Consider the following 24,634-nt stretch of genomic DNA (forward strand, 5'->3'; position numbering starts at 1 on the left):
GCATTTGACAAGTGCACGCTGTTGAGTTCTCAAGGAACGGACGCACCCACAGAAACGATCTCTCGACCTACCCGTGAGGCAGTTCACTTCTATATGTGCCACATACGGCAGTCAACACGACGAAAAAGACTTCCAGAGGAAGAGCTTGTGTCGATGACAGGCGCCGAGTGGCAGGATCCCAACTGTAGACCAGAGAATCGAAACTCTCAAGTGCCGTGTTGGGGGTGGTTCACCGCTTGAGAGGACGCGGGGCCTTTCGGCCGCTCCGCTCTCCCCTGTGGGGCGAACAAGTAATAAGTTACGCGGATCCCGCGCACTCGTCCAATCCACACCACCGCCCGGGCGTGTCGCACCCCCGAAACCGCGGAAATCCGCGGTTTTCGCGAGTTCGGGCCGCACAGCCCGAGCTGTGGCCCCGGAGGGTCAGATAAGCGACGGGATCGATGCCAGCGAGGCCGTGGCATCCGTATGTCCGCCGGTGAACTCGATGCCACCGAAGAACATGGCACCGATGACCAGAGCGAAGACGAACGCGATGGACAGGAACAGCACGGCCGAACCGGCGAGGGCGATCAGGAGCGGAAGTCGATTTGCCATGCGACGATCCTCCCCCGACGGCCACGGGGATGACCAGGGGTTGCGCGGGAACGACCGAAGGCCGGCACCCCGAGGGGTACCGGCCTTCGATGAGGAACCGATCAGCGACCGGAGAGCTTCTCGCGAAGCGCAGCCAGCGACTCGTCGTCGGCGAGGGTGCCCTGAGCGGGCGACTCCGACGAGAACGAGCCACCGAACGAACCGGTGTCGGTGGGGTTCGCAGCCTCGGCCTCGAGGGCCTTGGCGACGGCAGCCTTGTGGGCCTCCCAGCGACCCTGGGCAGCGGCGTACTCCTGCTCCCACTGCTCGCGCTGAGCGTCGAAGCCCTCGAGCCAGGCACCCGACTCGGGGTCGAAGCCCTCGGGGTACTTGTACTCGCCACGCTCGTCGTACTCGGTGGCCATGCCGTACAGCGCCGGGTCGAACTCGGTGCCGTTGGGGTCGACAGACTCGTTGGCCTGCTTCAGCGACAGCGAGATGCGACGACGCTCGAGGTCGATGTCGATGATCTTGACGAAGACCTCTTCGCCGACCGACACGACCTGCTCGGCGAGCTCGACGTGCTTGCCGGACAGCTCGGAGATGTGCACGAGGCCCTCGATGCCATCCGCCACGCGGACGAAGGCACCGAACGGGACGAGCTTGGTGACCTTGCCCGGAGCGATCTGACCGATCGCGTGGGTACGGGCGAACACCTGCCACGGGTCTTCCTGGGTGGCCTTGAGCGAGAGCGACACGCGCTCACGGTCGAGGTCGACCTCGAGGATCTCGACGGTGACCTCCTGGCCCACCTCGACGACCTCGGAGGCGTGCTCGATGTGCTTCCAGGAGAGCTCGGAGACGTGCACGAGACCGTCCACGCCGCCCAGGTCGACGAACGCACCGAAGTTGACGATCGACGAAACCGTGCCCTTGCGGACCTGGCCCTTGTGGAGGTTGTTGAGGAACGTGGTGCGCGACTCGGACTGCGTCTGCTCGAGCAGGGCGCGGCGCGACAGAACGACGTTGTTGCGGTTCTTGTCGAGCTCGAGGATCTTCGCCTCGATCTCCTGGCCGAGGTACGGCGTGAGGTCGCGAACACGGCGCAGCTCGATGAGCGAGGCCGGGAGGAAGCCGCGGAGGCCGATGTCGACGATGAGCCCGCCCTTGACGACCTCGATCACGGAGCCGGTGACGACACCGTCGTTCTCCTTGATCTTCTCGACGTCGCCCCACGCGCGCTCGTACTGCGCACGCTTCTTGGACAGGATGAGGCGACCTTCCTTGTCCTCCTTCTGGAGAACGAGGGCCTCGACGTGATCGCCGACGTTGACGACCTCGTTGGGGTCGACGTCGTGCTTGATCGAAAGCTCGCGGGAGGGGATGACACCCTCGGTCTTGTAACCGACGTCGAGGAGGACCTCGTCGCGGTCGATCTTCACCACGGTGCCCTCGATGAGGTCGCCGTCGTTGAAGAACTTGAGGGTCTTCTCGACCGCGGCCAAGAAGTCTTCGGCGGAGCCGATGTCGTTGATCGCGACCTGCTTGGTAGCCGGGGCGGTCGTTGCGGTAGTCATGTAGTGGGTTGTCCTAGTTGGGTTTGGTGTCGGGCTTCGGCTCCTGCGGGACAGCCCCGGATGAGGCCGGACCGGCCGGGCACCACTCGCTGGAGGGCGAACGAGAACCACGAGCCGAAGCGAAGCGGATTGTTTCGTGCGATGCCACCCGCTCACACCCGCGGTGCGGGATAGCCAGACGAGTGACACTCAAGCCTAACGCATCCGCGGCCCCGGATACCGACGAGACCGCGGTCCGCGGGCCGCGCGGTCGGATCGATATGGCCTCTCGAACGGGGCCCGTCGGGGTGTTCTCGCCCAGCTTGCGTCCAGACTGCCGTGCCAGGCTCCCCGTTCCGTGCCCGTCGATCACGGGCAGGACGTGCTGTTTTCCGCCGTCCTCGCGATACGAAACCGGTTTTATGAGTTCTGATTCGACGCCCACACACAACCGCCGTGCCCGCCGACTGGCGGCCCGCCGCTCCACTCGCCGCCCCGCGATCACCGCCGGTGTCGTGGCTCTGGGACTCGCGGCGACGGTGACCCTCACGGGGACCGCTCCCCTCGCTCAGGCCAACGCGGGATCCTCCCTCCTCTCGGCCTCGAGCATGCAGCTCGCCTCCTACAGCGCACCTGTCGCGCCCGGCACGACGTCCGACCCCGATCGCGCAGACGCTCGAGCCGCCGAGCAGACCGCCGCAGCCTCGCTGCAAGCGGCGACGACGGTCCAGAACGACATCGCGGCATCCGGACTGGACATCGGTCAGCCCGCCACCGTCGACACCTCCGCGCTCCAGGCGGCCGCGGATCACCTGACCGCGGCGCAGGTGCTGCCGTCGACCTTCCTCCCCGGCGTGACCGGTGATGTGAGGGCTGAGGCGACGGCCGTCGACCAGCGGGTCAGCGCGCTTCGCGGAAGTCTGGACGCCGCGGTCGCGAAGAAGCAAGAGGAGGAGGCCGCTGAGAAGGCGCGGCAGGAAGCCGAGGCCGCGGCGGCCGCCCAAGCCAAGGCCGACGAGGAGGCCCGGTCGAACGCGTCTTCGGGCAGCTCGTCCGGCGGTGGCGACTGGACTCCCCCGCCGTCGTCGGGCGGAGGCTCGGGTGGCAACAGCCCGGGCGGCGCACAGGCCACCGCACGCGGCATGCTGTCCGGCTACGGCTGGGGCGATGACCAGTTCTCGTGCCTCGTCTCGCTCTGGAACCGCGAGTCGGGCTGGAACTACCAGGCCTACAACGCCGGAAGCGGTGCCTATGGCATCCCGCAGGCTCTCCCCGGAAGCAAGATGAGCTCTGCCGGTGCCGACTGGCAGACAAACGCCGGCACCCAGATCGCCTGGGGTCTCGGGTACATCTCGGGTCGATACGGCAGCCCGTGCGGCGCCTGGGACCACTCGCAGTCGACCGGCTGGTACTGAGCCTCAGCTCCACCGCACCATCGAGCGCGCCGCTCCGGAGAATGCTCCGGCGCGGCGCGCTTCGCTGATCACGGGATCTTCCGCCGAGAGCCCGACTTCGTGCAGGACAGCCGGGCCGATGCGGCGCTGCCATTCCTGCGCGAAGCGGTGAGCGGTCTCGCGACGGCGCCCGATGTCCGCGGGCACCGAGAGGAATCGACGCGGGCGAACCGCCCCGGTGAGTCGGAGAGCCGCGCGGACCGGCGCCGACCGTCCGCCGCGATCGATTTCGAGCACGAACCGCGGTGCGCGCACCGGCGCACACAGCTCGAGGAGCGCCTGTCCGAACACCGCGCGGTCGGCGGAATCGGCGTGCGCAACCGTAACGTCGAGCCGCTGAACCGCGGTGAGAGGATCAGCCGGGTCGACCCGAGGCGTGCCGGACGCGGCGCGGATACGACCGGCGTCACCCAACGCCTCCCACAGCACCTCGGCCATCCGTTGCAGGGTCGCGCCGGCGTCGCGGACGCGACGTCGTCCCTGTCGCCACGCGACACCCAGAGGGAGCGCAGCGAGGGTGCCGGCCAGAAGCGACGCGCCGGCGAGCGGCGGCGCCGCGTCGGGGACGAGCGCGATGGCCCCGGACACCGCCACGCCCGTCGCGCCGACCGTGCCGAGGAACGCCGTGGCTGCGGTTCGCGTGGCCGACACCGAGGTCGGGAACAGCGGGGAGCCTGGTCGGTGCTCGACAACGAAGGTCTCTTCTTCGACGTCGTCGTAGGGTTCGCCTATCCGCCAGAGATCGCGGGTCTCGGCGCGCGACGGGATCGCATGAAGGCTGCCGATCGCCGCCGTGGCGGCTCCCGGGACCTTCGCCAGGACGTCGGTCAGCGCTCGTCGTCGAGCGTGGCCGAGAGCGCCGCCGAGACCTCGGACCACCCGTGCCGGGTCATCGACATCGACCCCCCAGAGCCTCGAGTGCTTGCGGCGGAGACGGGTGGCATCCGGTTGCGCCTCGACGGCGAGATCGGTCGGGATGAGCGCGGTCACGGTCCAGTTGTGGGCGGTCTTCTCAGCCCACGAGGGGTCGAGGCGCAGGGTGCGGCCGCGCAGCTGCTGCATGGCGGCGTCGCCGGCTGCGGCGGCGAGGTCGACGAGGGTGTTCACGCGGGGGCAGTCCCAGCCCTCGCCGAACAGCCCGCGCGTTCCGACGACGACCTGGAGCCTTCCCGCGTCGAGGAGCCGGGCTGCGGCGCTGACGATGCCCGCCCCGGCGATGCCACGCACCTCCAGCACGGACGGATCGTCGTCCACGGGGACCGCCGTCACCTCGACGCCGAGCTCGGAGACGAGAGCGGGCAGGACAGCGGGCGCGTGGCGGCGCGAGAGGCGCACGGTGGACGAGGTCACGAGCATCGCCGGAAGCGCTGCGGTGGCGGCGTCGGTCACCAGCACCGAGAAGGTCCGGACGGCTCCCGCGGCGCCGAGCAGGCCACCGTGCACGTTGCCGTGTCGCGCGAAGTCCGTCACGACGAGAGCGCAGAGACGCTCGCCCATGACGTCACGCTCGGCGGCGATGATGTCGCACGCCCCCTGGTCCTTGGCGAGCGACGACGTCAGAACCGAGTCGATGGGATCGCGCGTGCGACGCACACCCTTGTCGGTGAGGGCGTACCCGAAGTCGGCGAGGAGCGCACGCAGACGCTGCCATTCCTGGGTGCGAGCGGGGTCGGGAAGCACCTGGTCGAGGGCGAAACGGCCGAGGAGACGCAGCGTCTCATCGGTGGTCGGCGGGCGACGCGCGAACTCCGGCAGGTGCGCCGTCACCGGGTCGTCCGGGGCGACGAGGAAGAGCATCGCGGCGGCCGCCTCGGCACCCGCGAAATCAGCGGCGAACGCCGCAGCGAGCCCGCCATCGATGTCATCGGCGCCCGCGCCGCCGACCGCCGGTTGCAGGATGCCGAGCAGACTCGCGCGTCCGGAACCGACGGCGAAGCTCGTGCGCAGGGCGACCTCGAGAGCCTCGGCGTGGGCGCTCAGGAACAGCCGCTCCTCGGCGGTGGGCTCGACGACGTGGATGAGCTCGCGATACGGGGCGAGGTCGCCCTCGCGAACCACCGCCGGCACAGGCACCTCGAGATCGACCTCGCCGAGCAGGGATGAGGTAATTGTCGTACTCGTCGGCGTCGTCGGGAGTCGGCAGAGTCGCGGTCAGACCGATGACCAACGGCTCGCGGCCCGCGGCCCGGAGCCGCGCGATCAGGGCTGCGACGACGAGCGCCCAATGGTCGAGGAGATGGTGGCACTCGTCGAGCACGATCGTCTCGACGCCTTCTGCCACGAGACGATCGATGAGGTCGCGCGCGTTGGGGTGGAGCGCAGCGGCGAGGACCGTGGCATCCTGTCGCGACAGGGTCCGGCGGACGGCTCGGGCACGGGCGCGGATGCCTCGCCGGTACGCGGCGGGATTGCTCTCGGCCAGCGCGTCGAGCCAGGCTGTCGCGGCATCGGGCGACCGGTCGTCGGCCTCGAGCTCCTCGAGCCACCTGCTCCGCGCAAGACCCGCGAACGGCGAAACGGAGTCGAGCACGCTGATCGACTGGTAGGTCAGCGCGGTGAGGTCGGCCGGAGCGGTCGGATCGCCCGAGACCGCCGCGTCGTCGTGCGCGAGCGCTCGCGCCGCGGTGACCCATTGGTCTCTGATCGCGAGCGTCGGCGCGAAGACCACCGTCTTTTTGCCCCGTCGGGCGGCCAGCAGCAGCCCCACGAGGGTCTTGCCGGACCCGGGCGGTGCGACGAGGTGCAGCGGCTCCCCCGCGTCGACATCGACCCGCCGCAACGCCGCCGCCTGGTAGGCACGAAGCGTTCCGTCGAAGGTCCACCCCGCGAGCGGGCGTGCAGGATCGGGGCGCACCGGGACAGTCTAAGGAGGACCGCTGCCCGTTCAGCCGCCGTTGCGGCGGGCGACGAATCCCGCGAGCAGAGCGTGCGACAGCGGCGCGACCGAGGCGACCACGAGGGTCGTCCCCCAGAAACCCTGCTCGGGTTGGAGCAGGATTCCGCCGATCAGGAGCCCGGTGAACAGGACCGCCGAGACGACGCGACGGATCATCCGCTCGAGATCGCGCAATCGGCGCTCGATGCGCGGCGTCTGTACCGAGACGGCTCCCTCTTCGAACCGCGAGATCAACGTGTCGAGACGGCGCGGGAGACGCGCCGTGACGGCGGCGACCGCTCCGACCTCGCGCACGAGCGCTTGGGCGGTGTTGCCGCTCTCTTCGCGGATGAGGCGTTGCGCGTAGGGCTCGACGGCATCCCAGATGTTGAAAGCAGGGTCGAGAGCACTGCACATGCCGCTCGTGAGCGACATCGCACGGACGATCAGGAGGAAGTTCTCGGGCAGCTGGAACGGGAGCGTGCGCACCACGTCGCCGAACTCGACGGCGAAGGCGCGGAACTCCCGCGGGTCGACCTCTTGCAGCTCGGCGAAGCCCATGCCGCCGAAGCGGGAGAAAAGCTGGGTCATCGCCCGCTCGAGCTGCACGGTGTCGGCGGAGGGAAGGAGGACGCCGATGTCACGGATGCCGTCGACCAGGCCCTTGCCGTCGCGGGAGGCCGCGGCGATCAGGACGCGCCGAAGACCACGCCGGAGTCCGGGCGGGACCTCGCCCATCATGCCGAAGTCGATGAACGTGAACCGCCAGTCCGAAGTGGCGGCATCCGGAGTCGACAGCGGGGTCACGAACACGTTGCCGGGATGCGGATCGGCGTGGAAGAACCCGTCCTCGAAGAGCTGGTCGAACATCACCGAGGCGAACCGTGCGGCCACCTCGGAGGGATCGATCCCGGCGGCGCGGAGCGCCTCGACGTCGTTGACCTTGATCGCCGACACGTCCTCGAGCGTCAGCACGCGTCGTGTCGTGCGTTCCCACGCCACGGCGGGAACGGCGACGCCCCCGTCACGGGCGAAATCGGCGGCGAAGCGCTCGGAGTTCGCCGCCTCGTGGAGGTAGTCGATCTCTTCGAGGCTCGTGACGGCGAACTCCTCGACGAGGGCCGGCATGTCGACGCGATCCGACACGATCGAGACCTTGCTGAGCCACCGCCCGACCTTGCGGAGGGCGCGGAGGTCGACGTCGACGATGCGGTCGATTCCGGGGCGCTGGACCTTGACGACGACGTCGCGGAGTCCGCTCTCTTCCGCCATCGCCTCGGTGAGCGTCGCCCGGTGCGCCTGCCCGAGCGACGCCGCCGCGAGCGGTCGCTCATCGACGAAGGCGAAGGCGCGGGTCAGCGGCATCCCGAGCTCTTCTTCGATGCGCTCGCGCATCTCCGCGAAAGGCACGGCGGGCACCTCGTCCTGCAGGCCCTCGAGTTCTTTCGTGATGATCGGCGGAAGCACGTCGAGGCGCGACGACATGAACTGCCCGACCTTGATCATGAGTCCGCCGAGATCGACCGCGAGGACGTGGAAGCGCTGGGCGATGCGCAGGAGCCGCCGGGTTCGGCCTCGGGCGGAGATCCACCCGAGACCGAACCGCGGAAGGAACAGCTCGTACCACCACGCCTGGACGAGATAGCGCGCGGCGAACCGCGTGATGCGCCGGTAGCGCGCACGCATGAGGGCGTCGTCGGTCAACGGGACTCCTGGATGCCGACGTGCCGAGGGCACGCGCCGGGGACGGGCAACCTCAGCCCTGGGCGAGGATGGAGTAGAGCTTGCGACGGGCTTCGTCGAGGATCTCGACGGCCTGCGCGACCTGCTCCTTGTCGCCCGTGCGTGCCACCTGGGCGGCAGCCTGAGCGAGCTCGACGCCGGCCTTGGGGAGCGCCGTCATGCGACCTCCCTCACGCGAGCCCGCGGACTCCCACGGGGCGGTGCGCTCCGTGGTCTCTTCTCCGGCGGCCTCGCGGCCTTCGGCGGTGAGCGAGTAGGTCTTGCGACCGTTCGACTCCTCGGACTGCACGAGGCCTTCGTCGGTCAGCAGCTGGAGCGTCGGGTACACCGAACCCGGGCTCGGCTTCCACGACCCGCCGCTGCGATCCTCGATCTCGCGGATGATCTGGTAGCCGTGCATCGGCTGCTCGAGCAGGAGCGAGAGCACGGCCGAGCGCACGTCACCCTTGTTCATACGGGGTGCGGACGCGGTCTTCTGCTCGAACTGCGCCCGCAGCTGCTCCAGGCCCTCGACGATGCTGGACACCGGCCAGCCGGGGGCGTTGCTTCCGCCGCGTCCGCCGAACGCGTCTCCCAGGAATGAACCACTCATGACGACCTCCTTCGCGCGGACCCGATCTGAGTCAGCGATACATAACGATATATCGTTATGGCGCGGTCGAGGTCGATCGCGGAGGTTTTTCTCAGTACCAGTTGGTCGCCTGCGAATGACCCCACGCGGCACACGGAGTGCCGTAACCGCGGGAGATGTAGTCCAGGCCCCACTTGATCTGGGTCGCCGCGTTGGTCTGCCAGTCGTCGCCGAAGGTCGCCATCTTGTCACCGGGGAGCGACTGCGGGATACCCGTCGCGCCACTGGGGTTGTAGGCCTGGTAGTTCCAGCCCGACTCCTTGGTCCACAGGGAGGAGAGGCAGGAGAACTGATCGTCGCCCCACCCGTACTGCTGAGCGGCGAGCTGGGCGGCGTACTCCTTGGCACCGTCGGGCGTGTTGACGCGCGCAAGGGCCGCGGCCTCATCCGCCTTCCGCTGGGCTTCGGCGGCAGCCGCGGCCTCCGCCTGGCGCTGCGCCTCAGCCGCGGCATCCGCCGCCGCCTTGGCCGCGACGGCGCCGTTCAAGCTGCCACGCAGAACGGCGACGCGATCGTTCACGCGCTGCGTCTCGACCTCGGCGTTCTGACTGAGCGCCGGCAGGAGCACCGTGGGAAGCAGGTCCGAGGTCGACAGACGATCGACCGCATCGTTCAGCGCGGCGGTGTCGATGCCCGTGTCGCCGACCGCCAGCGGCAGACCCGCCGCCGCGATGTCGGCCTGCACGGACGCGGCACCGGAGAGCGCCGACTGCGCGTCGGCAGCGGCGGTGTCGGCGGATGCCGAGACCGCCTGCAGCGTCGGCGTCGAGCCGAGCGTCGCCACCGGCATCGTCGCGGGTGAGGCCGTCGCCTCGGGGGCGCTGAACGCGGACGCCGAGGCGTCCGGCAGGGAGAGCGGTGCCGCGACGGCGAGACCGGTGGTGGCGATCATGCCGAGGGCGAGGCCCGCACAGGTCGCCGCGGTGGCGAGAGTACGACGGGCGCGATGGACGGGAACGAGCTTGAGGTCGGAACGCAGCAAAAGAGCACTTTCGTCGGGGGCGCGCTCTCGGGGGGAGCGCGGGTGTTGTGCCGTCGGGTCGACACAAGTCCCCGAGTGTGGGTGGCCGTTCTGAGCGTTATCTCTTCGTTACCTGGGAGGGTCGTGGGAGGGGGCAGGCGGGAGAGACCACGCCTCGTCGAAGATCGAGGCGTCGCGAGGCTTCTCGGGTCACGCGCGCGGCGTCGAAAATTTCGCGCCCTTGACCTGGCATTTCTTCACAAACCTTCGAGTGCGGGTTGAACGGCTCGTCAGCGACGCGACTCGAGCCCCCGCGACGCGGGGAAAGCGGGCTGATCCGCGACGGAAAAAATCGCGGATCAGCCCGAATTCTCAGGCGCGGTGGTCGCGGTAGTACGCGAGGAGCGCGGCCGTCGAGGCATCCTGGGCAGCGAGAGCGTCGTCGTCGCCCTCGATCGCCGGGGCGATCTGCAGGGCGAGCTGCTTGCCGAGCTCCACGCCCCACTGGTCGAACGAGTTGATACCCCAGATCGTGCCCTGCGTGAAGGTGATGTGCTCGTACAGGGCGATCAATTGACCGAGAACGGCAGGGGTGAGCGAGGGCGCGAAGATCGACGTGGTCGGCCGGTTGCCCGGGAAGGTCCGAGCGGCGACGAGGGCACCCGTCGTCCCCTCGGCCTCGACCTCTTCAGCCGTCTTCCCGAACGCCAACGCCTTGGTCTGGGCGAGGAAGTTCGCGAGGAACAGGCCGTGCACATCTCGGCCGTCGTCGGCCAGGGGGTAGGCCGGGTTGACGAAGGCGATGAAGTCGGCGGGGATGAGACGCGTGCCCTGGTGGATCAGCTGGTAGAACGCGTGCTGGCCGTTGGTGCCGGGCTCGCCCCAGAACACTTCGCCGGTGTCGGTGGTCACCGGGGTGCCGTCCCAGCGCACGGACTTACCGTTCGACTCCATCGTGAGCTGCTGGAGGTACGCGGCGAAACGGTGCAGTTGCTGCGCGTACGGCAGCACGGCGTGCGACTGCGCGCCGAGGAAGTTCGTGTACCAGACGTTGAGCAGTCCCATGAGGACGGGCACGTTCTGCTCGACCGGGGTGGATGCCACGTGCTCGTCGACCGTGTGGAAACCGGCGAGGAGATCCCGGAAGGCGTCGGGGCCGAGTGTGATCGCCAGCGACAGACCGATCGCGGAGTCGACCGAGTAGCGGCCGCCGACCCAGTCCCAGAAGCCGAAGGCGTTCGCGGGATCGATCCCGAAGGCCGCCACCTTGTCGAGCGCGGTCGAAACGGCGACGAAGTGGTGCGCCACAGCGTCGGTGCGTGCGGCGTCGGTGTCGTCGATCGCCCCCGCCGCGGCGAGCTTCTCCCACAACCAATCGCGAGCGAGCCGAGCGTTCGTCAGCGTCTCGAGGGTGGTGAAGGTCTTGGAGGCGACGATGAAGAGCGTCGTCTCGGGGTCGAGGTCGGCGGTCTTTTGAGCGATGTCGGTCGGATCGATGTTGGAGACGAAGCGGGCGTGCACACCGGCGTCGGCGTAGGGAAGGAGCGCCTCGTAGACCATGACGGGTCCGAGGTCGCTGCCGCCGATGCCGATGTTGACGACGGTCGTGACCTTCTTGCCGGTCACGCCGCGCCACTCCCCCGAGCGCACGCGGTCGGCGAAGGCGCTGAGACGATCGAGCACCTCGTGCACATCGTGGTCGACCTGCTGCCCGTCGACGACCAGCGCCGGTTCGGCGCCGGCGGGGCGACGGAGCGCCGTGTGCAGGACCGCGCGGTCCTCGCTGGTGTTCAGGTGTGCACCCCGGAGCATCTCGGCGAAGCGTTCGCGCACGCCGGTCTCACCGGCGAGGTCGATGAGGGCGTCGAGCACTTCGGGGGTCACGAGGTTCTTCGACAGGTCGACGTGCAGGTCGCCGACCGTGCGGGTGAGGTCGCGGACCCGGTCGGCGTCGGCGGAGAACCAGCCGCGGAGGTCGGGCTGGAACGAGTCGCGCAACGCGGAGAGGCGGGACCAGGCGGCGGTGGTGGTGGGGTCGATAGGCGCAGTCACGGTGTCCACGCTAGCGATCCCCGCGCCCGTACACATCGCGGATGACGAAGCGCGTGGAAGACGCTAAAGATCTGCGGGATGGGGAGGAGACGTCGGCGCCTGCTCGGGCAGCGCGATCTCGCGAGCGGCATCCCACGGTTCGGTCCAGCCGAGCAGATCGAACAGTCCGTCCAGCACCATCGCGGTGAAGCCCCAGACCGTCTGCGGCCCGCCGGCCGTCTCGAGCGCGAACGCCGGCCCCCGCCACACCCGTCCCTCGCGTCGGATGACCGTCGACCCGCGACGGTCCGGATCGAGAAGGTCCGCCACGGGGGCGCGGAACACCTCGGCCGACTCTGCCCTGTCGACCGCGCGAACCGATGTCGGGCGCGACCACCAGCCGATCACCGGGGTTACCTCGTGCCGTGAGAACGCGAGCGGCACGGCCGGGAGCGTCCCCAGCACATCGACCCCGTCGGGATCGAGCCCCGTCTCCTCGCGGGCTTCGCGCAACGCCGCGGCCACGGCATCCGCGTCTCCGGGGTCGACACGGCCGCCCGGGAACGCGACCTGGCCCGGGTGCGCCCGCAGGGTGGAGGCACGCGCCAGGAGGAGGACGTCCAGGTCGCTCGGCACGTGCGCCGCCTCGCGGAGGCTCGGGATGCCGTCGAGGACACCGAACAGGATGAGCACCGCGGCGGCTCGCGCCTCGCCCTCGACGGGCAGAGCGTGCAGGGCGGCGAAGTCGCCGGCGTGCGGGCGACGGACGAGGTTCTCCAGTTGCGCGCGGGGGGAGGACATGGGTCGAGGCTACCGAGCGCGTCGTCCGTTCGATCCTCCTCTCCTGCCTCGCCTGCCACCGATCCTCGATCGGGACGTCGACACAGGCACCGGCGGGCGCGGTCGCGGAAGCGGCCCTCTCCGCGCCCGAAGACTCCTTCTCCGCGGCATCGGAGGCCTTCCTGGCGGATTCGGGTCAGCGCCGCCCGGGTGCGGCACCCGCGGCCGGGGTCGTGGCCGTGTCGACGCGGACGCCCAGGGAGACGGTCCAGCCGGAGGAGTTGTCGCCCGTGGCGGTGGCGAGCTCGAGTGCTCCCCCGTCGTCGCCGAAGACGTTGTCGCTGTCGAGCGAGACTCGGGAGAGATTGGATGCCGACGACGGGTACGCCGCGTCCGCGTACACCACGTCGCACGCGGCCTGCGGCAGGGCGACCTGCGACGTCGCGATCGCGTTGGACGCATCGGTGATGGCATCCACGTTCGGGTAGACCTCGAAGTGGATGTGGGGCCAGCGGCCGTCGTAGCAGCCGGGGAAGATCGATGTGAAGGACACGATGCCGTCGTCCCCGACGACTCGGGCCCCGCGCAGGTAGCTCTCGTCCTCGATCCCGGACGAGTACAGCGAGGAGCGTCCCTCGGTGTCGCAATGCCAGACGTACACGGCGGCACCGGCGAAAGGCACGTCGCCGTTCGCGGTGTCGAAGATGGTCAGATTCAGGGTCATCGGCACGCCCGCTGCGGTCGCCCCTCCACCGGGGATCGTGCGCAGGTCGCTGCGCACGATCCCCGACTGCTCGAGGATGTCGGGGCCGTTCGACCCGTCTCCCGGGTACGGTCCCGCAGTCTCGTCGGGGATCTCGCCGGCGGGGAGGGCGGCGACCGCGTCGGCTGCCGAGGCGCTCGGGGTCGCACTCGGTGTGGCGGTGGGCGACGCGGTGGGCGTCGCCGAGGCGGCCCCCGTCGTCCCGGTCGCGGCCGGAGTGCACGCCGCGAGCGTGGCCGCGCCCGCACCCAGGACGACGAGCCCCAGGATGCCGCGGCGTGAGACGAGCGTGCGGATGTCGAACGGTGCACCCTGATCGACGACGGGCTCATCGGCGCGGTCGAGCAACCGCCCTTCGTAGGCGGGGCCGTCCGGGGTCATCTGCGTCTCGGGAATCCTGCTCATGGTCGCCTCCGGGGTCGGGGTGGGGTCGGTCCACCGACTGTGCGGGACGCACCCTGCGGGAGACTTGACCGATCCTGTGCGTCGGCTATGCGCCGTGTCGGCATCGTCATGCCGTCCCGACGAACCCGACCCGGGAGACGATCCCCGTGTGAGGATGAGGGGACGGGAGGTACGCCATGTCGGACACGCTGCACGCGGTCACGCTCGTCGTGGACATGCCCATCACCAAGCTCGACGCGCTCGACGTCATCGCCTTCGCCGCCGACGGGGGCATCGAGGATGCGGGCACCTCCCGCCCCCGTGTCTGGCTCGCCCCGCACGCCTGGGCCGAAGTCGAGATCCCGAAGTTCGCCGACCCGCCGCCTTTCGCGATCGACGTCTACTCCGACGTGTCGAGGGAGGTCGCGTGGGCGCAGGCACGACGCCTGCACGACGCGCTCGAACGCCTCGGGTGGGAGGTCGAACCCCCGCGGGGGCTCACGCGCTGACCCTTCGGCCCCATGTGGTCGGCGATGACGACGTCAGTCCGACAGATCGGTCAGAACGGCACTGCGCTCCCAGAGCTGTCGCGCGATCACCGGGTCGTCGGCGATGCGGTTCGTCTTGGCGGGCTTGTTGTTCGCGTAGAAGCCGCCCGGCTCCCAGTCGACACCGGGCTTGCCGAGGGCGAGCCACGTCAACCGCGCTCCGCCGACCGAGGTCGAGGTCATCAACCGCTTCGCGAGCGGACCGGAATACAAGAACTTCCACGGCCCGTCGCTCGTCGATCCGAAGTTCGAGGCGATCACGCCGGGGTGGAAGGCGACAGCCGAGAGGCCCTGTTCCCCGAATCGACGGTTCAGCTCCTTCGTGAAGAGAACGTTCGCGAGCTTCGCATTGCCGTAGGCCGTCGTGGAGGAGAAGTGATTCGCTCCCTGAAGGTCGTTGAGATCGAAGCGCGGGAAGAGCTTGGCCGCGGCGCTCGAGGTCTGGATCACCGAGGCACCGGATTCGATGAGGCGCTCCCGTAGCAGGTTCGTGAGCAGGAACGGAGCGAGGTGGTTCACCTGGAACGTCGTCTCGTACCCGTCGGTCGTGAGGGTACGCCGGCCGAACACTCCCCCGGCGTTGTTCGCCAGCACGTCGATGCGCGGGTATCGCTCGAGAAGGGATGCCGCGAGCTCGCGCACCTGCGCCAGGTCGGTGAAGTCCGCGACGAAGGAATCGACACCGAGGGTCCGCGCGACCCGAGCGGTCTTCTCGGGATTGCGGCCGACGACCACCACCTCTTCACCGAGATCGTTCAGCTGCTTCGCCGACGCGGCACCGATGCCGTCGCTGGCGCCGGTGATGACGATGGTGCGGGTCATGCGTACCTCCTGGTCGATGAGCGCCACGCTAATGCGCGCGCCAATGAGAACCACGGGGCTTGCCCTCGGCATCCGGGACTCCTGAGAACTCACAGCCCGCTCCCAGCCCCGAGGGACCAAGAAGCGCGGGCGCCGCGTTCTCTTGTGTGACGCCCGCTCCCGGGCGTCGAGACGAGAGGATACGAACCGTGAGCACGGAGTACCGGAAGACGTCGGAGGCGCTGGGCCGCCTCACCGACCGCCAGTTCGCCGTCACGCAGGACGACGCCACCGAGCCGCCGTTCCGCAACGAGTACTGGGACAACCACGAGGACGGCATCTACGTCGATGTCGTGTCAGGACAGCCGCTGTTCTCCTCGACCGACAAGTTCGAGAGCGGCTCGGGCTGGCCGAGCTTCACCAAGCCGATCGATGACGACGCCGTCGTGACCAAGACGGATCGGAGTCTGTGGATGACGCGCACCGAGGTGCGCTCGGCGGGAGCCGACAGCCACCTGGGCCACCTCTTCGACGACGGCCCTCGCCAGGCCGGCGGGCTGAGATACTGCATGAACTCGGCCGCCCTCCGATTCGTGCCCGTCGCCGAGCTCGAGGCGCAGGGATACGGCGCCTACCGCGCGCTGTTCCCGGAGAGCCGCGTCTCATGAACCTCTTCTCTTTCCGCAACCGCAAAAGGAGCCACACCATGACCAGCGGACCCACCGACACCGGCGAGATCACCCGCCGCCCCGGCACCGAGACCGCCGTCCTCGCCGGCGGCTGCTTCTGGGGCGTCGAAGACCTCATCCGCCGGCAGCCCGGCGTGCTCGACACACGCGTCGGCTACACCGGCGGCCAGAACGACCACGCCACCTACCGCAACCACCCCGGTCACGCGGAGGCCGTCGAGATCGTCTTCGACCCGACCCGGACGTCGTACCGCGACATCCTGGCGTTCTTCTTCCAGATCCACGACCCCTCGACGCTGAACCGTCAGGGCAACGACATCGGCACGAGCTACCGTTCCGCGATCTTCCCGCTCTCCCCCGAGCAGGAGAAGGTCGCCCGCGACACGATCGCCGACGTCGACGCGTCCGGCATCTGGCCCGCCAAGGTCGTCACGACGATCGAGCCCGAGGCGCCCTTCTGGGAGGCCGAGCCCGAGCACCAGGACTACCTCGTGCGCATCCCGAACGGGTACACGTGCCACTTCGTGCGCCCCGGTTGGGTGCTGCCCAAGCGTGAGGAAGCCTCCGCGTAAGCGTTTCCGGGGCCCGGATGCCATGGCATCCGGGCCCTTGTCATACCCGGTGGCTGCGCCTCTCGATGAGCACGGTGTCGCGCCAGCGGCCGGCCACGTCTCGTCCGATCCGCTCGCGCGTTCCGACCGTGCGGAAGCCGTGGCGGGCGTAAAGAGCGAGCGACGCGGTGTCCTCAGGAAAGATCGACGCCTGGATCGTCCAGATACCGTCGGCCTCGGTCGAATCGATGACCGCGTCGAGCAGTGCATGCCCGATTCCCTGTCCTCGACCGTCGGCCTCGACATAGACGGAGTGCTCGACGACCCCGCGGTAGACCGGCCGTGACGACACAGCCGACACAGCCGCCCAGCCCGTGATTCGACCGTCGATGACCGCGACGAAGCGGTGCGCGTCGAGCTTCCCCGTCGCGAAGTCGACCCAGGTCGCCGGGGGTGCCGCTTCGAACGTGGCGTGACCGGTCGCGATGCCCTCCGCATAGATGCGATGCACCTCCGGCCAATCCGCCTCGGCCAACGGGCGCACCGTCGTGCTCACGCGCAGCAGGACCCCGCGTCGGTCGTGCACACGCCCGTCTCGGGCAGCACGAGATCGACCTGCCGCGCCGCCACCCGGTCACCTGCGAGCTCGGCGGCTATCGATCGCACCTGCTCGTACCCGGTGAGCAGCAGGAATGTGGGCGCTCGACCGTACGACTTCATGCCTGCGAGGTAGAAGTCGGGCTCGGGGTGGGTGAGCTCGGCGACGCCGTACGGCGGCACCGACCCGCACGAGTGCACGTTCGGGTCGATGAGCGGGGCGAGGGCACGCGGCGCCTCCACAATCTCGTCGAGACCGAGGCGGATCTCGGCCAGCATCGACAGGTCGGGGCGAAATCCGGTGGCATTGACGATCACGTCCACCGCGACCGCGAACGCCTCGCCTGCGCGTCGACCGCTCACGCGAACTCCGGCGTCGGACAGCCGAACATCATCGATCTCGAACGAGGCGATCTGCTCGACACGCCCGTCGACGACCAGACGGTGCACCGCCGTGCCGAGGCGTCCGCGCGCGGCGAGGTCGTCGGCCGCGTCGGCGGCGAGCCGCGCCGTGGCTTCGGTGCGCACGGCCCACGACACGCGCGTCGCGGGGTCTTCGTCGGCGAGTGCGGCGAGCGCGATCAGGGTGTTCGCCGCCGAGTGGCCGGCGCCGACGACGAGCACACGGCGGCCGATGAAGCGGACACGGTCGCGTCCCCGTACGTCGGGAAGCGCCGTCGTCACCCGGTCGCCGAGGTCACCTTCGGGGGCGAGACCCGACGCCAACAGCGAATGCGGAGAGCTCGTCGTGCCCGAGGTGTCGATGACGGCCCGAGCCGTGGCATCCGTCACGCCGTCGTTCGTCCGCAGTCGCAGCGTGAACGGCGCAGCAGCGCGTCCGGCGGACCGCGTGCGGTCCATGCCCTGCCTCGACACGGCCTCCACGCGCGTTCGGTAGTGGACGACGGATGCCAGGGCGGCGGTGCGCGCGAGGGGTTCGAGGTAACGGTCGACCAGCTCATCGCCGGTGGGGAGGCCCTCGGCATCCGGAGCCGTCCACCCCTCGGCCTCGAGCAGCCGCTGCGCTGCCGAGTCGACGACGTAGCGCCACGGCGAGAAGAGGCGCGTGTGGCCCCATTCGCGAACGGCCGCGCCGGCGGCGTCGCCCGCCTCGAAGACGACCACTGGCAGCCCGCGCTCGATCAGGTGAGCGGCGGCAGCCAAGCCGACCGGCCCTGCGCCGATGACCGCGACGGGAAGACCCGCGCGACGGTCGACCTCGGGCCGCGGCGGGACCGTGAGGGTGAGGCTCACGCCTCGACCCCCAGCTCACGCAGCAGCGTGGTGACACGCGCCTTGATGTCATCGCGGATCGGGCGAACTTCGTCGAGGCCCTTGCCCGCCGGATCGGTCAGTTCCCAGTCCTCGTAGCGCTTGCCGGGGAAGATCGGGCACGCGTCCCCGCAGCCCATCGTGATGACCGCGTCGGACGCGCGCACGTCGTCGGTGAGCAGGAGCTGCGGCACTTCCGCGCTGATATCGATGCCCTCCTCGGCCATGGCCGCGACCGCCATCGGGTTGAGGGCGTCACCCGGTGCGCTCCCGCCCGACAGCACGCGGACGCGCTCGCCGCCTAGGGCGCGGGCGTAGCCGGCGGCCATCTGCGAACGGCCGGCGTTGTGCACGCAGACGAAGAGGATGGTGGCAATGTCGGACATCACGCTTCCTTCGGGTCGGGGCGAACGGGAACAGCATGACGCAGAACATCGACACACGTCAATATTGACGTTCCTCGATATTCTGAGAATGATGGATGCCATGACTCCCGGTACCGCCCTGCCTCTGCTCGACGCCCCGTGCTGCGTGTCGTCGGGCGATGCCGCGATGGCACCGGCAGAGGCGGAGACCCTCGCGAAGACGCTCAAGGCGCTGGCCGATCCCGCCCGCCTGCGGATCGTGTCGATCATCGCCGCTCAGGATGCCGGCGCCACGTGCGCGTGCGACCTGCAGGAGCCGCTCGGCCTGTCGCAGCCGACGGTGTCTCACCACACCAAGGTGCTGGTGGATGCCGGCATCCTGACCCGCGAAAAGCGCGGCACCTGGGCGTACTTCTCCCTCGTGCCGGGTGCCCTCGACCGCGTCGCCGCGGCCATCGCGCCCCGGCCCTGAGGCGCGCAACCCCCGCTTCCGCCGGCAGGGCGATGCCTAGGCTCGCCCCATGAGCGCGTACGACGCCATCGTCATCGGCGCGGGGCTCGCGGGGCTGCGCTGCGCGACCCGCCTCGCCCACGCCGGCCACGATGTCGTGGTCCTCGAGGCGGGCGAGACCGTCGGCGGACGTGAGCGGACCGACATCGTGGACGGCTTCCGCCTCGACCTCGGCTTCCACGTGCTCAATCCGGCGTACCCGGCCATCCGGCGATGGGTCGATGTCGACGCGCTCGCGCTGCGGTGCTTCCCCGTCGCGGTCGGCGTACGGCTCGAGGACCGGGTCGTCCGTCTGGCCCATCCCGTGCGACACCCCTTCTCGCTCCCCGAGACGCTGGCCAGCGGGCTCGTGCGGCCCGCCGATCTCGCCGCGCTCGCCCGTTGGGCGGCGCCGACCGTGGTCTCGGCCCGCGCGGCGAAGGACGGCACCGACCGCACGCTCGAAGAAGCGTGGGATCGCGCGGGTCTACGCGGGCCCCTCCGCGAAAGCGTGCTCGAACCGTTCCTCGCCGGCGTCCTCGCCGACAACCGGCAACAGACCTCCGACGCCTTCGTCCGGCTGCTCGTGCGCAGCTTCGCGCTCGGCCGTCCGGGGGTCCCCGCCGCGGGGATCGGCGCTCTTCCCGCGCAGCTCGCCGACACGGCGCGCCGCGCCGGGGCCGGCATCCGGGTCGGTCATCGGGTGGTTTCCACCCGGCCCCGGGGGTCCGGTTGGCACGTGGGCATCGAGGGACGGGATGCCGTCACCGCCCGCGCCGTGGTGATCGCGACCGGGCTCGACCCGGCGCTCGACGTCCCGCTCCCCCGGCCCCGAGGGCTGCAGACGTGGTGGTTCGCCACCGACGACGCACCGAGCGAGGACGCTGCGCTCCGCGTCGACGGGCGACGACGCGGCCCGATCGTGAACACCGCGATCATGACGAACACCGCCCCGACCTACGCTCCGCGGGGACAGCACCTCGTCCAGGCGACCTGCGTGATGCCCTCCGCGGCGACGGAGGATGGCATCCGGAGCCAGCTCGCCGAGATCTGGGAGACCGACACCCGACCGTGGCGACTCCTCCGGCGAGACGACGTCGCCCGCGCTCTGCCGGCGCAGGACCCGCCGCTGCGCCTGCGACGGCCCGTTCGCCTGGGTGACGGGCGCTACATCGCCGGCGATCACCGAGACACCGCGTCGATCCAGGGTGCCCTGGTCTCGGGCCAGCGCGCCGCGGAAGCGGTGCTCGCCGACCTCGCGCGCTGAGCCAGACTGGACGAATGCCCGGCCTCCACCACCTCGACATCTGGATCGCCCACCCCGACGACCTGACCGACTGGATCTGGCTCTTCACCCGCCTCGGATGGACGACGGATGCCGAGTGGCCCGGTGGGGCGACCTTTACCGCCGCCGGCGCGTACATCTCGGTGACGACGACACCGAACACGGTCGACGCCCCGCATGATCGCCGACGGCCCGGCGTGAACCATCTCGCTTTCGAGGGCGGGAGGCCCGCCGAGGTGGACGCCGTGATGGTCGACGCCCCCGCGCACGGGTGGAATCCCCTGTACGCCGACCGCTATCCGCACGCCGGCGGACCGCAGCACTACGCGGGGTGGATCGAGAACGCGGCCGGCTTCAAGGTCGAGATCGTCGCGGACTAGCGGCTCGCGCCGCGAGCGGCGAGCGCGGTCAGGGCGTCGCCGGTCACGCGCCTCGTCGTCCACTCGTCCATCGCCTCGGCGCCGAGCGCGCGATAGAAGCCGATCGCAGGCTCGTTCCAGTCGAGCACCGTCCACTCCAGGCGCGAGTAGTCCTTGTCGATGCATTCGGCGGCGAGCGCGGCCAACAGGGCCACGCCGTAGCCGGACGACCGGTACTGCTCGTGCACGTAGAGGTCTTCGAGCCAGATGCCGTGACGGCCGGTCCAGGTGGAGTACGTGAGGAACCAGATGGCGATCGCGCGGATCTCCCCGTCCCGCTCCACGACGAAGGCGAAAGCGCGGGGATCGTCGCCGAACAGCGTCGCCCGGATCATTTCGGCCGTGTTGTCCACGGCATCCGGTTCTTTCTCGTAGTCGGCGAGCGCCTGGATGCACGCGAGGATGCCGTCTTCGTCGCCCGCACGGGCGGGACGCAGCACGGCGCCGTCTCTCAGACCGGTCATGTCAGGGGCTCCCAGCTCTCGGCCGCCACGCGGCGGAAGTTGCCGCCGAGCACGGCGGCGGTGTCGGCGTCGGTCCATCCTCGCGCGGCGAGCGCGGAGCCGAGGCCGACGAAGGTCTCGGGCGGCATCCACTCCATGGGTCCCCACCGCGTGTAGCTGTCGTCGTACAGCTCCGGCGACTCGACGATCGTGTCGCGGAACGTCCGCCAGTCGAACGAGAAGTCGGTGCTGACGCCGACGTGGCGGATGCCGACGACCTCGACGGCGTACTCGAGGTGGCGGACCAGGGCATCCAGGGTGGCGGTGTTCGGTCCGAGGAAGATACCGACACCGGTGATGCCGACGACTCCCCCGGTGTCGGCGACCGCTCGCGCCTGGTCGTCGGTGATGTTGCGGGGGTGGTCCCAGACCGCGCGCATGTTGGAGTGGCTGAACACCACGGGACGGGCCGAGACCCGGCACATGTCGAGAGTCGTGCGGGCGCCGACGTGCGAGCCGTCCGGCACCATCCCGCGACGGTTCATCTCGGCGACGAGGTCGCGGCCCCACGCGGTGAGGCCGTCGTCGACCGCGTCGAGGCAGCCCCCGCCGGCGCGGTTGGCGTGGTTGTACGTCGGCCCGAGCGTCCGCACGCCCTGCGCGACGAGCAGGCCGACGGCATCCAGATCTCCTCCGAGAGGCGCGCAATCCTCGAGGTCGAAGGCGACGGCGGTGTCGCCGCGGGCGGCGATGCGGTCGATGTCCGCGACCGTCGAGGCCAGCTCGACGCCCTCGATCGCGTCCACCTGAGCGCGGAAGGAACGCAGAAGGGATGCCGTGAGCTCAGGCCCGTGCGGGGCGTAGCCGACGTTGAGCGACACGAAGCCGCCTCCGGCATCGCGATAGCGACGCAGGTCGCCGATGTCGGCGGTCTCGACGAGCTCGACGCACGCGTGCTGGTCCCAGAGCATCAGGCACCCGCAGCGGAGCCCGCCGGCGCGAGCCCCGCGTCGAGCGCTTCGCGCCCGTCGAACACGAAACAGTCGCCCTGCCAATGCGCGTCGCCCTAGGCCGCGAACCACCCGAGGATCCCCCCGTCGAGCTGGTACGCGTCGAGACCCTCGTCGCGCAGATACAGCGCCGCCTTCTCGCAGCGGATACCGCCGGTGCAGAAACTCACCACCGTCTTGCCGGCGAGTTCGTCGCGATGCGAGCTCGCGGCATCCGGGAACTGCGTGAAGCGCTCGATGCGCCAGTCTTTCGCCCCGGCGAAGGTGCCGTAGTCGACCTCGAAAGCGTTGCGGGTGTCGACGAGCACGACCTCGCGACCCTCGTCGTCCGCGCCCCGATCGAGCCAGCGGCGGAGGGTCGCGGGCGACACGGCAGGCGCCCGTCCGTCCTGCGGGCGCACCTCGGGCCGGTCCATGCGGATGATCTCGCGCTTCACCTTCACCAGGAGCTTGCCGAAGGGCACGGCATCCGACCAGCTGTCCTTCGTTTCGAGCGAGGCGAAACGCGGGTCGGCACGCAGCTCGTCCACGAAGCCGCACACGGCGTCGGCGGCCCCCGCGAGGAAGAGGTTGATGCCCTCCTCGGCGAGCAGGATCGTCCCCCGCAGTCCTGCCTCGACCGCTCCCCCGCGCAGTGTGTCGCGGAGCGCCGCGGGGTCGTCGATGCGCGTGAACAGATACGCCGAGACGTTGAGGACGGATGCCATGTCTCCAGCGTACGAAAGCGTCAAGCCTCCGAGTGCCGGGGAAGCGATCGCCTAGCGTGGAGGATCACTCGTCGTCTGGAGTTCGTCGTGCCCGCAAGACCCCCTCATCCGGTCGTCGGCGTGTCGGTCGTCATCCCGGTGCGGAACGACGGACCGCACCTGTGGCGCTGCCTGCGGGCCCTGGCCACGCAGACGCTCACCGCCGACGAGATCGTCGTCGTCGACAACGGCTCCACCGACGACAGCGCCGACATCGCCCGAGCCGCCGGAGCGCGCGTGGTGTTCTGCGGCGAGCGCGGCATTCCCGCCGCGGCCTCGACCGGCTACGACGCCGCGCGCGGGGAGCTCATCCTGCGTCTCGACGCCGACAGTCTTCCGGCGCCCACCTGGATCGCGAGCATGGTCGAAGCCCTCGCCGATCCGGACGTGGATGCCGTGACCGGCGGTGCGGTGTTCCATGACGGTCCCGCCTCCCAGCGTGTGCTGATGGCCCGCGTGTTCCTCGGCACGTACAACACGTTCGCGTTCCCCGCGCTCGGACACACCCCGCTGTGGGGGTCGAACATGGCGTTCCGCCGCGCGGCATGGGAAGCGGTGCGCGACCGGGTCCACCTCGACCCGGAGCTGCACGACGACCTCGATCTCGCGTACCACCTCGGGCTCCGTCATCGCATCCGGTACGTGCGGGGGCGGCACATGCGGGTCTCGTCCCGCACGGTGGAGCCGCGGCGGTTCGCGCGCTGCTTCCGCCGCGGGGCGGGGACCGTCTTCGCGCACTGGCCGCGAGACATCCCGCCCGTGCGGTGGGCGCGGGTGGCCCGAGCGCGGCGCCGCGCGGCTCGAGCCGAGGCCGGGCGCTGATGGCCGGCATCCTCTTCCCCGACGTCGAAGCGCCGGATCTGCACGTGATGAGCTTCAACATCCGGCGGCGCTTCGACCGGATCACCTGGCCGCCCGCCGATCGGTGGCCGATGCGGAAGCAACGCCTGCGCACCTTCCTCGGCGCCCGTCGGCCGCATCTGCTCGGATCGCAGGAGGCGATGCCCGATCAGGCCTCCTGGGTGCAGGTCTCCCTCGGGTCGCCGTACGGGCGGATCGGACTCGGACGCGGGAAGAATCGCGAGGGCGAGGGGACTCCCCTGTTCTACGACCGGGACCGGATCGAGGTCGAGGACTGGGAGCAGGTCATGCTGTCGGACACTCCCGACGTCCCGGGGTCGACGGGCTGGGGCAATACGATCCCCCGCGTCGCGGTCGTCGCCCGACTGCGCGATCGGGCGACGGACGCGCGATTCACGTTCGTCAACACGCACTTCGACGCCTTCTCCCGGCGGGCGCGGCGCCGCTCGGCGACCTGGCTGCACGACCTCGTTGCGCGGCGCGAACTCCCTCTCGTCTTCACCGCCGACGTCAACGCGCACATCCGCTCGGCCGAGCTCGCGGGCATGTTCGCCGACGGCCTCCTGGTGGACACCTGGTCGTACGCCCCGGCGCGCCGGACCGCCGAGTGGGGGACGTTCAACAACTACGCGGCCCCTCGTGTCGGCGCACGGCGCATCGACGCGCTCCTGGTCACCCCCGACGTGGGCGTCCGTGCGGTCGGCATCGACCCCCGCCCGACGGGCACGCAGTGGCCGAGCGACCATCTGCCCGTGGAGGCCGTCCTACGTATCCACCCGTCGGGGGGCCCGCGATGATCCGGG

General features: G+C 70.0%; 25 protein-coding genes. 9 read left to right on the forward strand and 16 right to left on the reverse strand.

Annotated elements, in window-relative coordinates:
• Nucleotides 1-423: 423 nt before the first annotated feature.
• On the reverse strand, nucleotides 424-597 hold the full coding sequence (locus tag AB0O24_RS02240) for a hypothetical protein (protein WP_193751236.1): 174 nt from the start codon (nucleotides 595-597) through the stop codon (nucleotides 424-426).
• A 101-nt stretch (nucleotides 598-698) separates the two neighbouring features.
• Nucleotides 699-2,153 (reverse strand): 30S ribosomal protein S1, encoded by a 1,455-nt coding sequence (rpsA, locus tag AB0O24_RS02245; RefSeq protein WP_058596663.1) that lies wholly within the window; start codon nucleotides 2,151-2,153, stop codon nucleotides 699-701.
• Nucleotides 2,154-2,554: 401 nt separating this feature from the next.
• Here rpsA and AB0O24_RS02250 point away from each other — a divergent pair, with 401 nt between their 5' ends.
• Nucleotides 2,555-3,547, forward strand: coding sequence for a lytic transglycosylase domain-containing protein (locus AB0O24_RS02250; protein WP_275801366.1), 993 nt, complete (start codon nucleotides 2,555-2,557; stop codon nucleotides 3,545-3,547).
• Between the two features lie 1,900 nt (nucleotides 3,548-5,447).
• On the opposite strand, the gene AB0O24_RS02255 is transcribed toward AB0O24_RS02250, so the two are convergent.
• The 7 genes from AB0O24_RS02255 to AB0O24_RS02285 form a co-directional block, all read right to left on the reverse strand.
• Nucleotides 5,448-6,440: a DEAD/DEAH box helicase gene (locus AB0O24_RS02255; protein WP_275801561.1), complete on the reverse strand. Its 993-nt coding sequence runs from the start codon at nucleotides 6,438-6,440 to the stop codon at nucleotides 5,448-5,450.
• A gap of 30 nt (nucleotides 6,441-6,470) precedes the next feature.
• Nucleotides 6,471-8,147, reverse strand: a complete 1,677-nt coding sequence (locus tag AB0O24_RS02260) for an AarF/UbiB family protein (protein ID WP_363372734.1) — start codon at nucleotides 8,145-8,147, stop codon at nucleotides 6,471-6,473.
• Nucleotides 8,148-8,217: 70 nt separating this feature from the next.
• Nucleotides 8,218-8,796, reverse strand: coding sequence for a PadR family transcriptional regulator (locus AB0O24_RS02265; protein ID WP_275801562.1), 579 nt, complete (start codon nucleotides 8,794-8,796; stop codon nucleotides 8,218-8,220).
• A 91-nt stretch (nucleotides 8,797-8,887) separates the two neighbouring features.
• Nucleotides 8,888-9,817, reverse strand: a complete 930-nt coding sequence (locus tag AB0O24_RS02270) for a phospholipase (RefSeq protein WP_275801563.1) — start codon at nucleotides 9,815-9,817, stop codon at nucleotides 8,888-8,890.
• Nucleotides 9,818-10,168: 351 nt separating this feature from the next.
• Nucleotides 10,169-11,884: a glucose-6-phosphate isomerase gene (gene pgi / locus AB0O24_RS02275; protein ID WP_275801564.1), complete on the reverse strand. Its 1,716-nt coding sequence runs from the start codon at nucleotides 11,882-11,884 to the stop codon at nucleotides 10,169-10,171.
• Between the two features lie 27 nt (nucleotides 11,885-11,911).
• Nucleotides 11,912-12,628, reverse strand: coding sequence for a CoA pyrophosphatase (locus AB0O24_RS02280; protein ID WP_275801565.1), 717 nt, complete (start codon nucleotides 12,626-12,628; stop codon nucleotides 11,912-11,914).
• Nucleotides 12,629-12,803: 175 nt separating this feature from the next.
• Complete coding sequence (locus AB0O24_RS02285) at nucleotides 12,804-13,775, reverse strand: 3,4-dioxygenase subunit beta (RefSeq protein ID WP_363372248.1); 972 nt, start codon at nucleotides 13,773-13,775, stop codon at nucleotides 12,804-12,806.
• 176 nt (nucleotides 13,776-13,951) lie between these two features.
• Between AB0O24_RS02285 and AB0O24_RS02290 the strand changes: the two genes are divergently transcribed.
• Nucleotides 13,952-14,263 carry a hypothetical protein gene (locus AB0O24_RS02290; RefSeq protein WP_363372251.1) on the forward strand — a complete coding sequence of 104 codons (312 nt, stop codon included), beginning with the start codon at nucleotides 13,952-13,954 and terminating at the stop codon, nucleotides 14,261-14,263.
• Between the two features lie 33 nt (nucleotides 14,264-14,296).
• Here AB0O24_RS02290 and AB0O24_RS02295 read toward each other — a convergent pair whose 3' ends face one another.
• A complete protein-coding gene (locus tag AB0O24_RS02295; protein ID WP_363372254.1) occupies nucleotides 14,297-15,124 on the reverse strand; it encodes an SDR family NAD(P)-dependent oxidoreductase in 828 nt (275 codons plus the stop codon).
• Between the two features lie 188 nt (nucleotides 15,125-15,312).
• On the opposite strand from AB0O24_RS02295, the gene msrB reads away from it, so the two are divergent.
• Nucleotides 15,313-15,771: a peptide-methionine (R)-S-oxide reductase MsrB gene (gene msrB / locus AB0O24_RS02300; protein ID WP_307386651.1), complete on the forward strand. Its 459-nt coding sequence runs from the start codon at nucleotides 15,313-15,315 to the stop codon at nucleotides 15,769-15,771.
• 38 nt (nucleotides 15,772-15,809) lie between these two features.
• Complete coding sequence (gene msrA, locus AB0O24_RS02305; RefSeq protein ID WP_058596679.1) at nucleotides 15,810-16,364, forward strand: peptide-methionine (S)-S-oxide reductase MsrA; 555 nt, start codon at nucleotides 15,810-15,812, stop codon at nucleotides 16,362-16,364.
• A gap of 40 nt (nucleotides 16,365-16,404) precedes the next feature.
• On the opposite strand, the gene AB0O24_RS02310 is transcribed toward msrA, so the two are convergent.
• From AB0O24_RS02310 to AB0O24_RS02320, 3 genes are read right to left on the reverse strand one after another with little or no spacing between them, the layout of a single operon-like run.
• Nucleotides 16,405-16,929: a GNAT family N-acetyltransferase gene (locus tag AB0O24_RS02310; RefSeq protein ID WP_307386655.1), complete on the reverse strand. Its 525-nt coding sequence runs from the start codon at nucleotides 16,927-16,929 to the stop codon at nucleotides 16,405-16,407.
• Nucleotides 16,896-18,194 (reverse strand): FAD-dependent oxidoreductase, encoded by a 1,299-nt coding sequence (locus tag AB0O24_RS02315; protein WP_363372258.1) that lies wholly within the window; start codon nucleotides 18,192-18,194, stop codon nucleotides 16,896-16,898. The genes AB0O24_RS02310 and AB0O24_RS02315 overlap by 34 nt, the downstream gene beginning before the upstream one ends.
• Nucleotides 18,191-18,598, reverse strand: coding sequence for an arsenate reductase ArsC (locus AB0O24_RS02320; RefSeq protein ID WP_363372261.1), 408 nt, complete (start codon nucleotides 18,596-18,598; stop codon nucleotides 18,191-18,193). Before AB0O24_RS02320 ends, AB0O24_RS02315 begins: the two co-directional genes overlap by 4 nt.
• Nucleotides 18,599-18,764: 166 nt before the next feature.
• Between AB0O24_RS02320 and AB0O24_RS02325 the strand changes: the two genes are divergently transcribed.
• Genes AB0O24_RS02325 through AB0O24_RS02335 form a run of 3 tightly spaced genes read left to right on the forward strand, consistent with a single transcriptional unit; the run spans nucleotide 18,765 to nucleotide 20,732 of the window.
• Nucleotides 18,765-19,049, forward strand: a complete 285-nt coding sequence (locus tag AB0O24_RS02325; protein ID WP_241490447.1) for a metalloregulator ArsR/SmtB family transcription factor — start codon at nucleotides 18,765-18,767, stop codon at nucleotides 19,047-19,049.
• 49 nt (nucleotides 19,050-19,098) lie between these two features.
• Entirely contained in the window at nucleotides 19,099-20,334 is a 1,236-nt protein-coding gene (locus tag AB0O24_RS02330) for an NAD(P)/FAD-dependent oxidoreductase (RefSeq protein ID WP_275801374.1), read from the forward strand.
• A gap of 14 nt (nucleotides 20,335-20,348) precedes the next feature.
• On the forward strand, nucleotides 20,349-20,732 hold the full coding sequence (locus AB0O24_RS02335; RefSeq protein WP_275801375.1) for a glyoxalase: 384 nt from the start codon (nucleotides 20,349-20,351) through the stop codon (nucleotides 20,730-20,732).
• Here the strand turns inward: AB0O24_RS02335 and AB0O24_RS02340 are convergent.
• From AB0O24_RS02340 to AB0O24_RS02350, 3 genes are all read right to left on the reverse strand, one after another.
• Nucleotides 20,729-21,235: a GNAT family N-acetyltransferase gene (locus AB0O24_RS02340; RefSeq protein ID WP_363372264.1), complete on the reverse strand. Its 507-nt coding sequence runs from the start codon at nucleotides 21,233-21,235 to the stop codon at nucleotides 20,729-20,731. The genes AB0O24_RS02335 and AB0O24_RS02340 overlap by 4 nt on opposite strands.
• On the reverse strand, nucleotides 21,232-22,185 hold the full coding sequence (locus AB0O24_RS02345) for a membrane dipeptidase (RefSeq protein ID WP_363372266.1): 954 nt from the start codon (nucleotides 22,183-22,185) through the stop codon (nucleotides 21,232-21,234). The genes AB0O24_RS02340 and AB0O24_RS02345 overlap by 4 nt, the downstream gene beginning before the upstream one ends.
• A 95-nt stretch (nucleotides 22,186-22,280) precedes the next feature.
• Entirely contained in the window at nucleotides 22,281-22,931 is a 651-nt protein-coding gene (locus AB0O24_RS02350) for a rhodanese-like domain-containing protein (RefSeq protein WP_363372269.1), read from the reverse strand.
• Nucleotides 22,932-23,018: 87 nt separating this feature from the next.
• On the opposite strand from AB0O24_RS02350, the gene AB0O24_RS02355 reads away from it, so the two are divergent.
• Nucleotides 23,019-23,792: a glycosyltransferase family A protein gene (locus AB0O24_RS02355; protein ID WP_363372272.1), complete on the forward strand. Its 774-nt coding sequence runs from the start codon at nucleotides 23,019-23,021 to the stop codon at nucleotides 23,790-23,792.
• Nucleotides 23,792-24,628 (forward strand): endonuclease/exonuclease/phosphatase family protein, encoded by an 837-nt coding sequence (locus AB0O24_RS02360; RefSeq protein ID WP_363372274.1) that lies wholly within the window; start codon nucleotides 23,792-23,794, stop codon nucleotides 24,626-24,628. The genes AB0O24_RS02355 and AB0O24_RS02360 overlap by 1 nt, the downstream gene beginning before the upstream one ends.
• Nucleotides 24,629-24,634 lie beyond the last annotated feature (6 nt).

It is taken from the genome of Microbacterium sp. NPDC086615, assembly GCF_040686055.1.
Lineage (GTDB): Bacteria > Actinomycetota > Actinomycetes > Actinomycetales > Microbacteriaceae > Microbacterium.

Excerpts from the sequence above, each read along its gene's own strand:
- AB0O24_RS02285 (WP_363372248.1), bottom strand. The coding sequence starts at position 13,775 with ATGAGCAGGATTCCCGAGACGCAGATGACCCCGGACGGCCCCGCCTAC.
- AB0O24_RS02290 (WP_363372251.1), top strand. The coding sequence starts at position 13,952 with ATGTCGGACACGCTGCACGCGGTCACGCTCGTCGTGGACATGCCCATC.
- AB0O24_RS02325 (WP_241490447.1), top strand. The coding sequence starts at position 18,765 with ATGGCACCGGCAGAGGCGGAGACCCTCGCGAAGACGCTCAAGGCGCTG.
- pgi (WP_275801564.1), bottom strand. The coding sequence starts at position 11,884 with ATGTGTACGGGCGCGGGGATCGCTAGCGTGGACACCGTGACTGCGCCT.
- AB0O24_RS02360 (WP_363372274.1), top strand. The coding sequence starts at position 23,792 with ATGGCCGGCATCCTCTTCCCCGACGTCGAAGCGCCGGATCTGCACGTG.
- AB0O24_RS02260 (WP_363372734.1), bottom strand. The coding sequence starts at position 8,147 with ATGCGTGCGCGCTACCGGCGCATCACGCGGTTCGCCGCGCGCTATCTC.
- AB0O24_RS02335 (WP_275801375.1), top strand. The coding sequence starts at position 20,349 with ATGCCCGGCCTCCACCACCTCGACATCTGGATCGCCCACCCCGACGAC.
- msrA (WP_058596679.1), top strand. The coding sequence starts at position 15,810 with ATGACCAGCGGACCCACCGACACCGGCGAGATCACCCGCCGCCCCGGC.
- AB0O24_RS02345 (WP_363372266.1), bottom strand. The coding sequence starts at position 22,185 with ATGCTCTGGGACCAGCACGCGTGCGTCGAGCTCGTCGAGACCGCCGAC.
- AB0O24_RS02295 (WP_363372254.1), bottom strand. The coding sequence starts at position 15,124 with ATGACCCGCACCATCGTCATCACCGGCGCCAGCGACGGCATCGGTGCC.
- AB0O24_RS02350 (WP_363372269.1), bottom strand. The coding sequence starts at position 22,931 with ATGGCATCCGTCCTCAACGTCTCGGCGTATCTGTTCACGCGCATCGAC.
- AB0O24_RS02280 (WP_275801565.1), bottom strand. The coding sequence starts at position 12,628 with ATGTCCTCCCCCCGCGCGCAACTGGAGAACCTCGTCCGTCGCCCGCAC.
- AB0O24_RS02240 (WP_193751236.1), bottom strand. The coding sequence starts at position 597 with ATGGCAAATCGACTTCCGCTCCTGATCGCCCTCGCCGGTTCGGCCGTG.
- rpsA (WP_058596663.1), bottom strand. The coding sequence starts at position 2,153 with ATGACTACCGCAACGACCGCCCCGGCTACCAAGCAGGTCGCGATCAAC.
- AB0O24_RS02320 (WP_363372261.1), bottom strand. The coding sequence starts at position 18,598 with ATGTCCGACATTGCCACCATCCTCTTCGTCTGCGTGCACAACGCCGGC.
- AB0O24_RS02250 (WP_275801366.1), top strand. The coding sequence starts at position 2,555 with ATGAGTTCTGATTCGACGCCCACACACAACCGCCGTGCCCGCCGACTG.
- AB0O24_RS02340 (WP_363372264.1), bottom strand. The coding sequence starts at position 21,235 with ATGACCGGTCTGAGAGACGGCGCCGTGCTGCGTCCCGCCCGTGCGGGC.
- AB0O24_RS02330 (WP_275801374.1), top strand. The coding sequence starts at position 19,099 with ATGAGCGCGTACGACGCCATCGTCATCGGCGCGGGGCTCGCGGGGCTG.
- AB0O24_RS02265 (WP_275801562.1), bottom strand. The coding sequence starts at position 8,796 with ATGAGTGGTTCATTCCTGGGAGACGCGTTCGGCGGACGCGGCGGAAGC.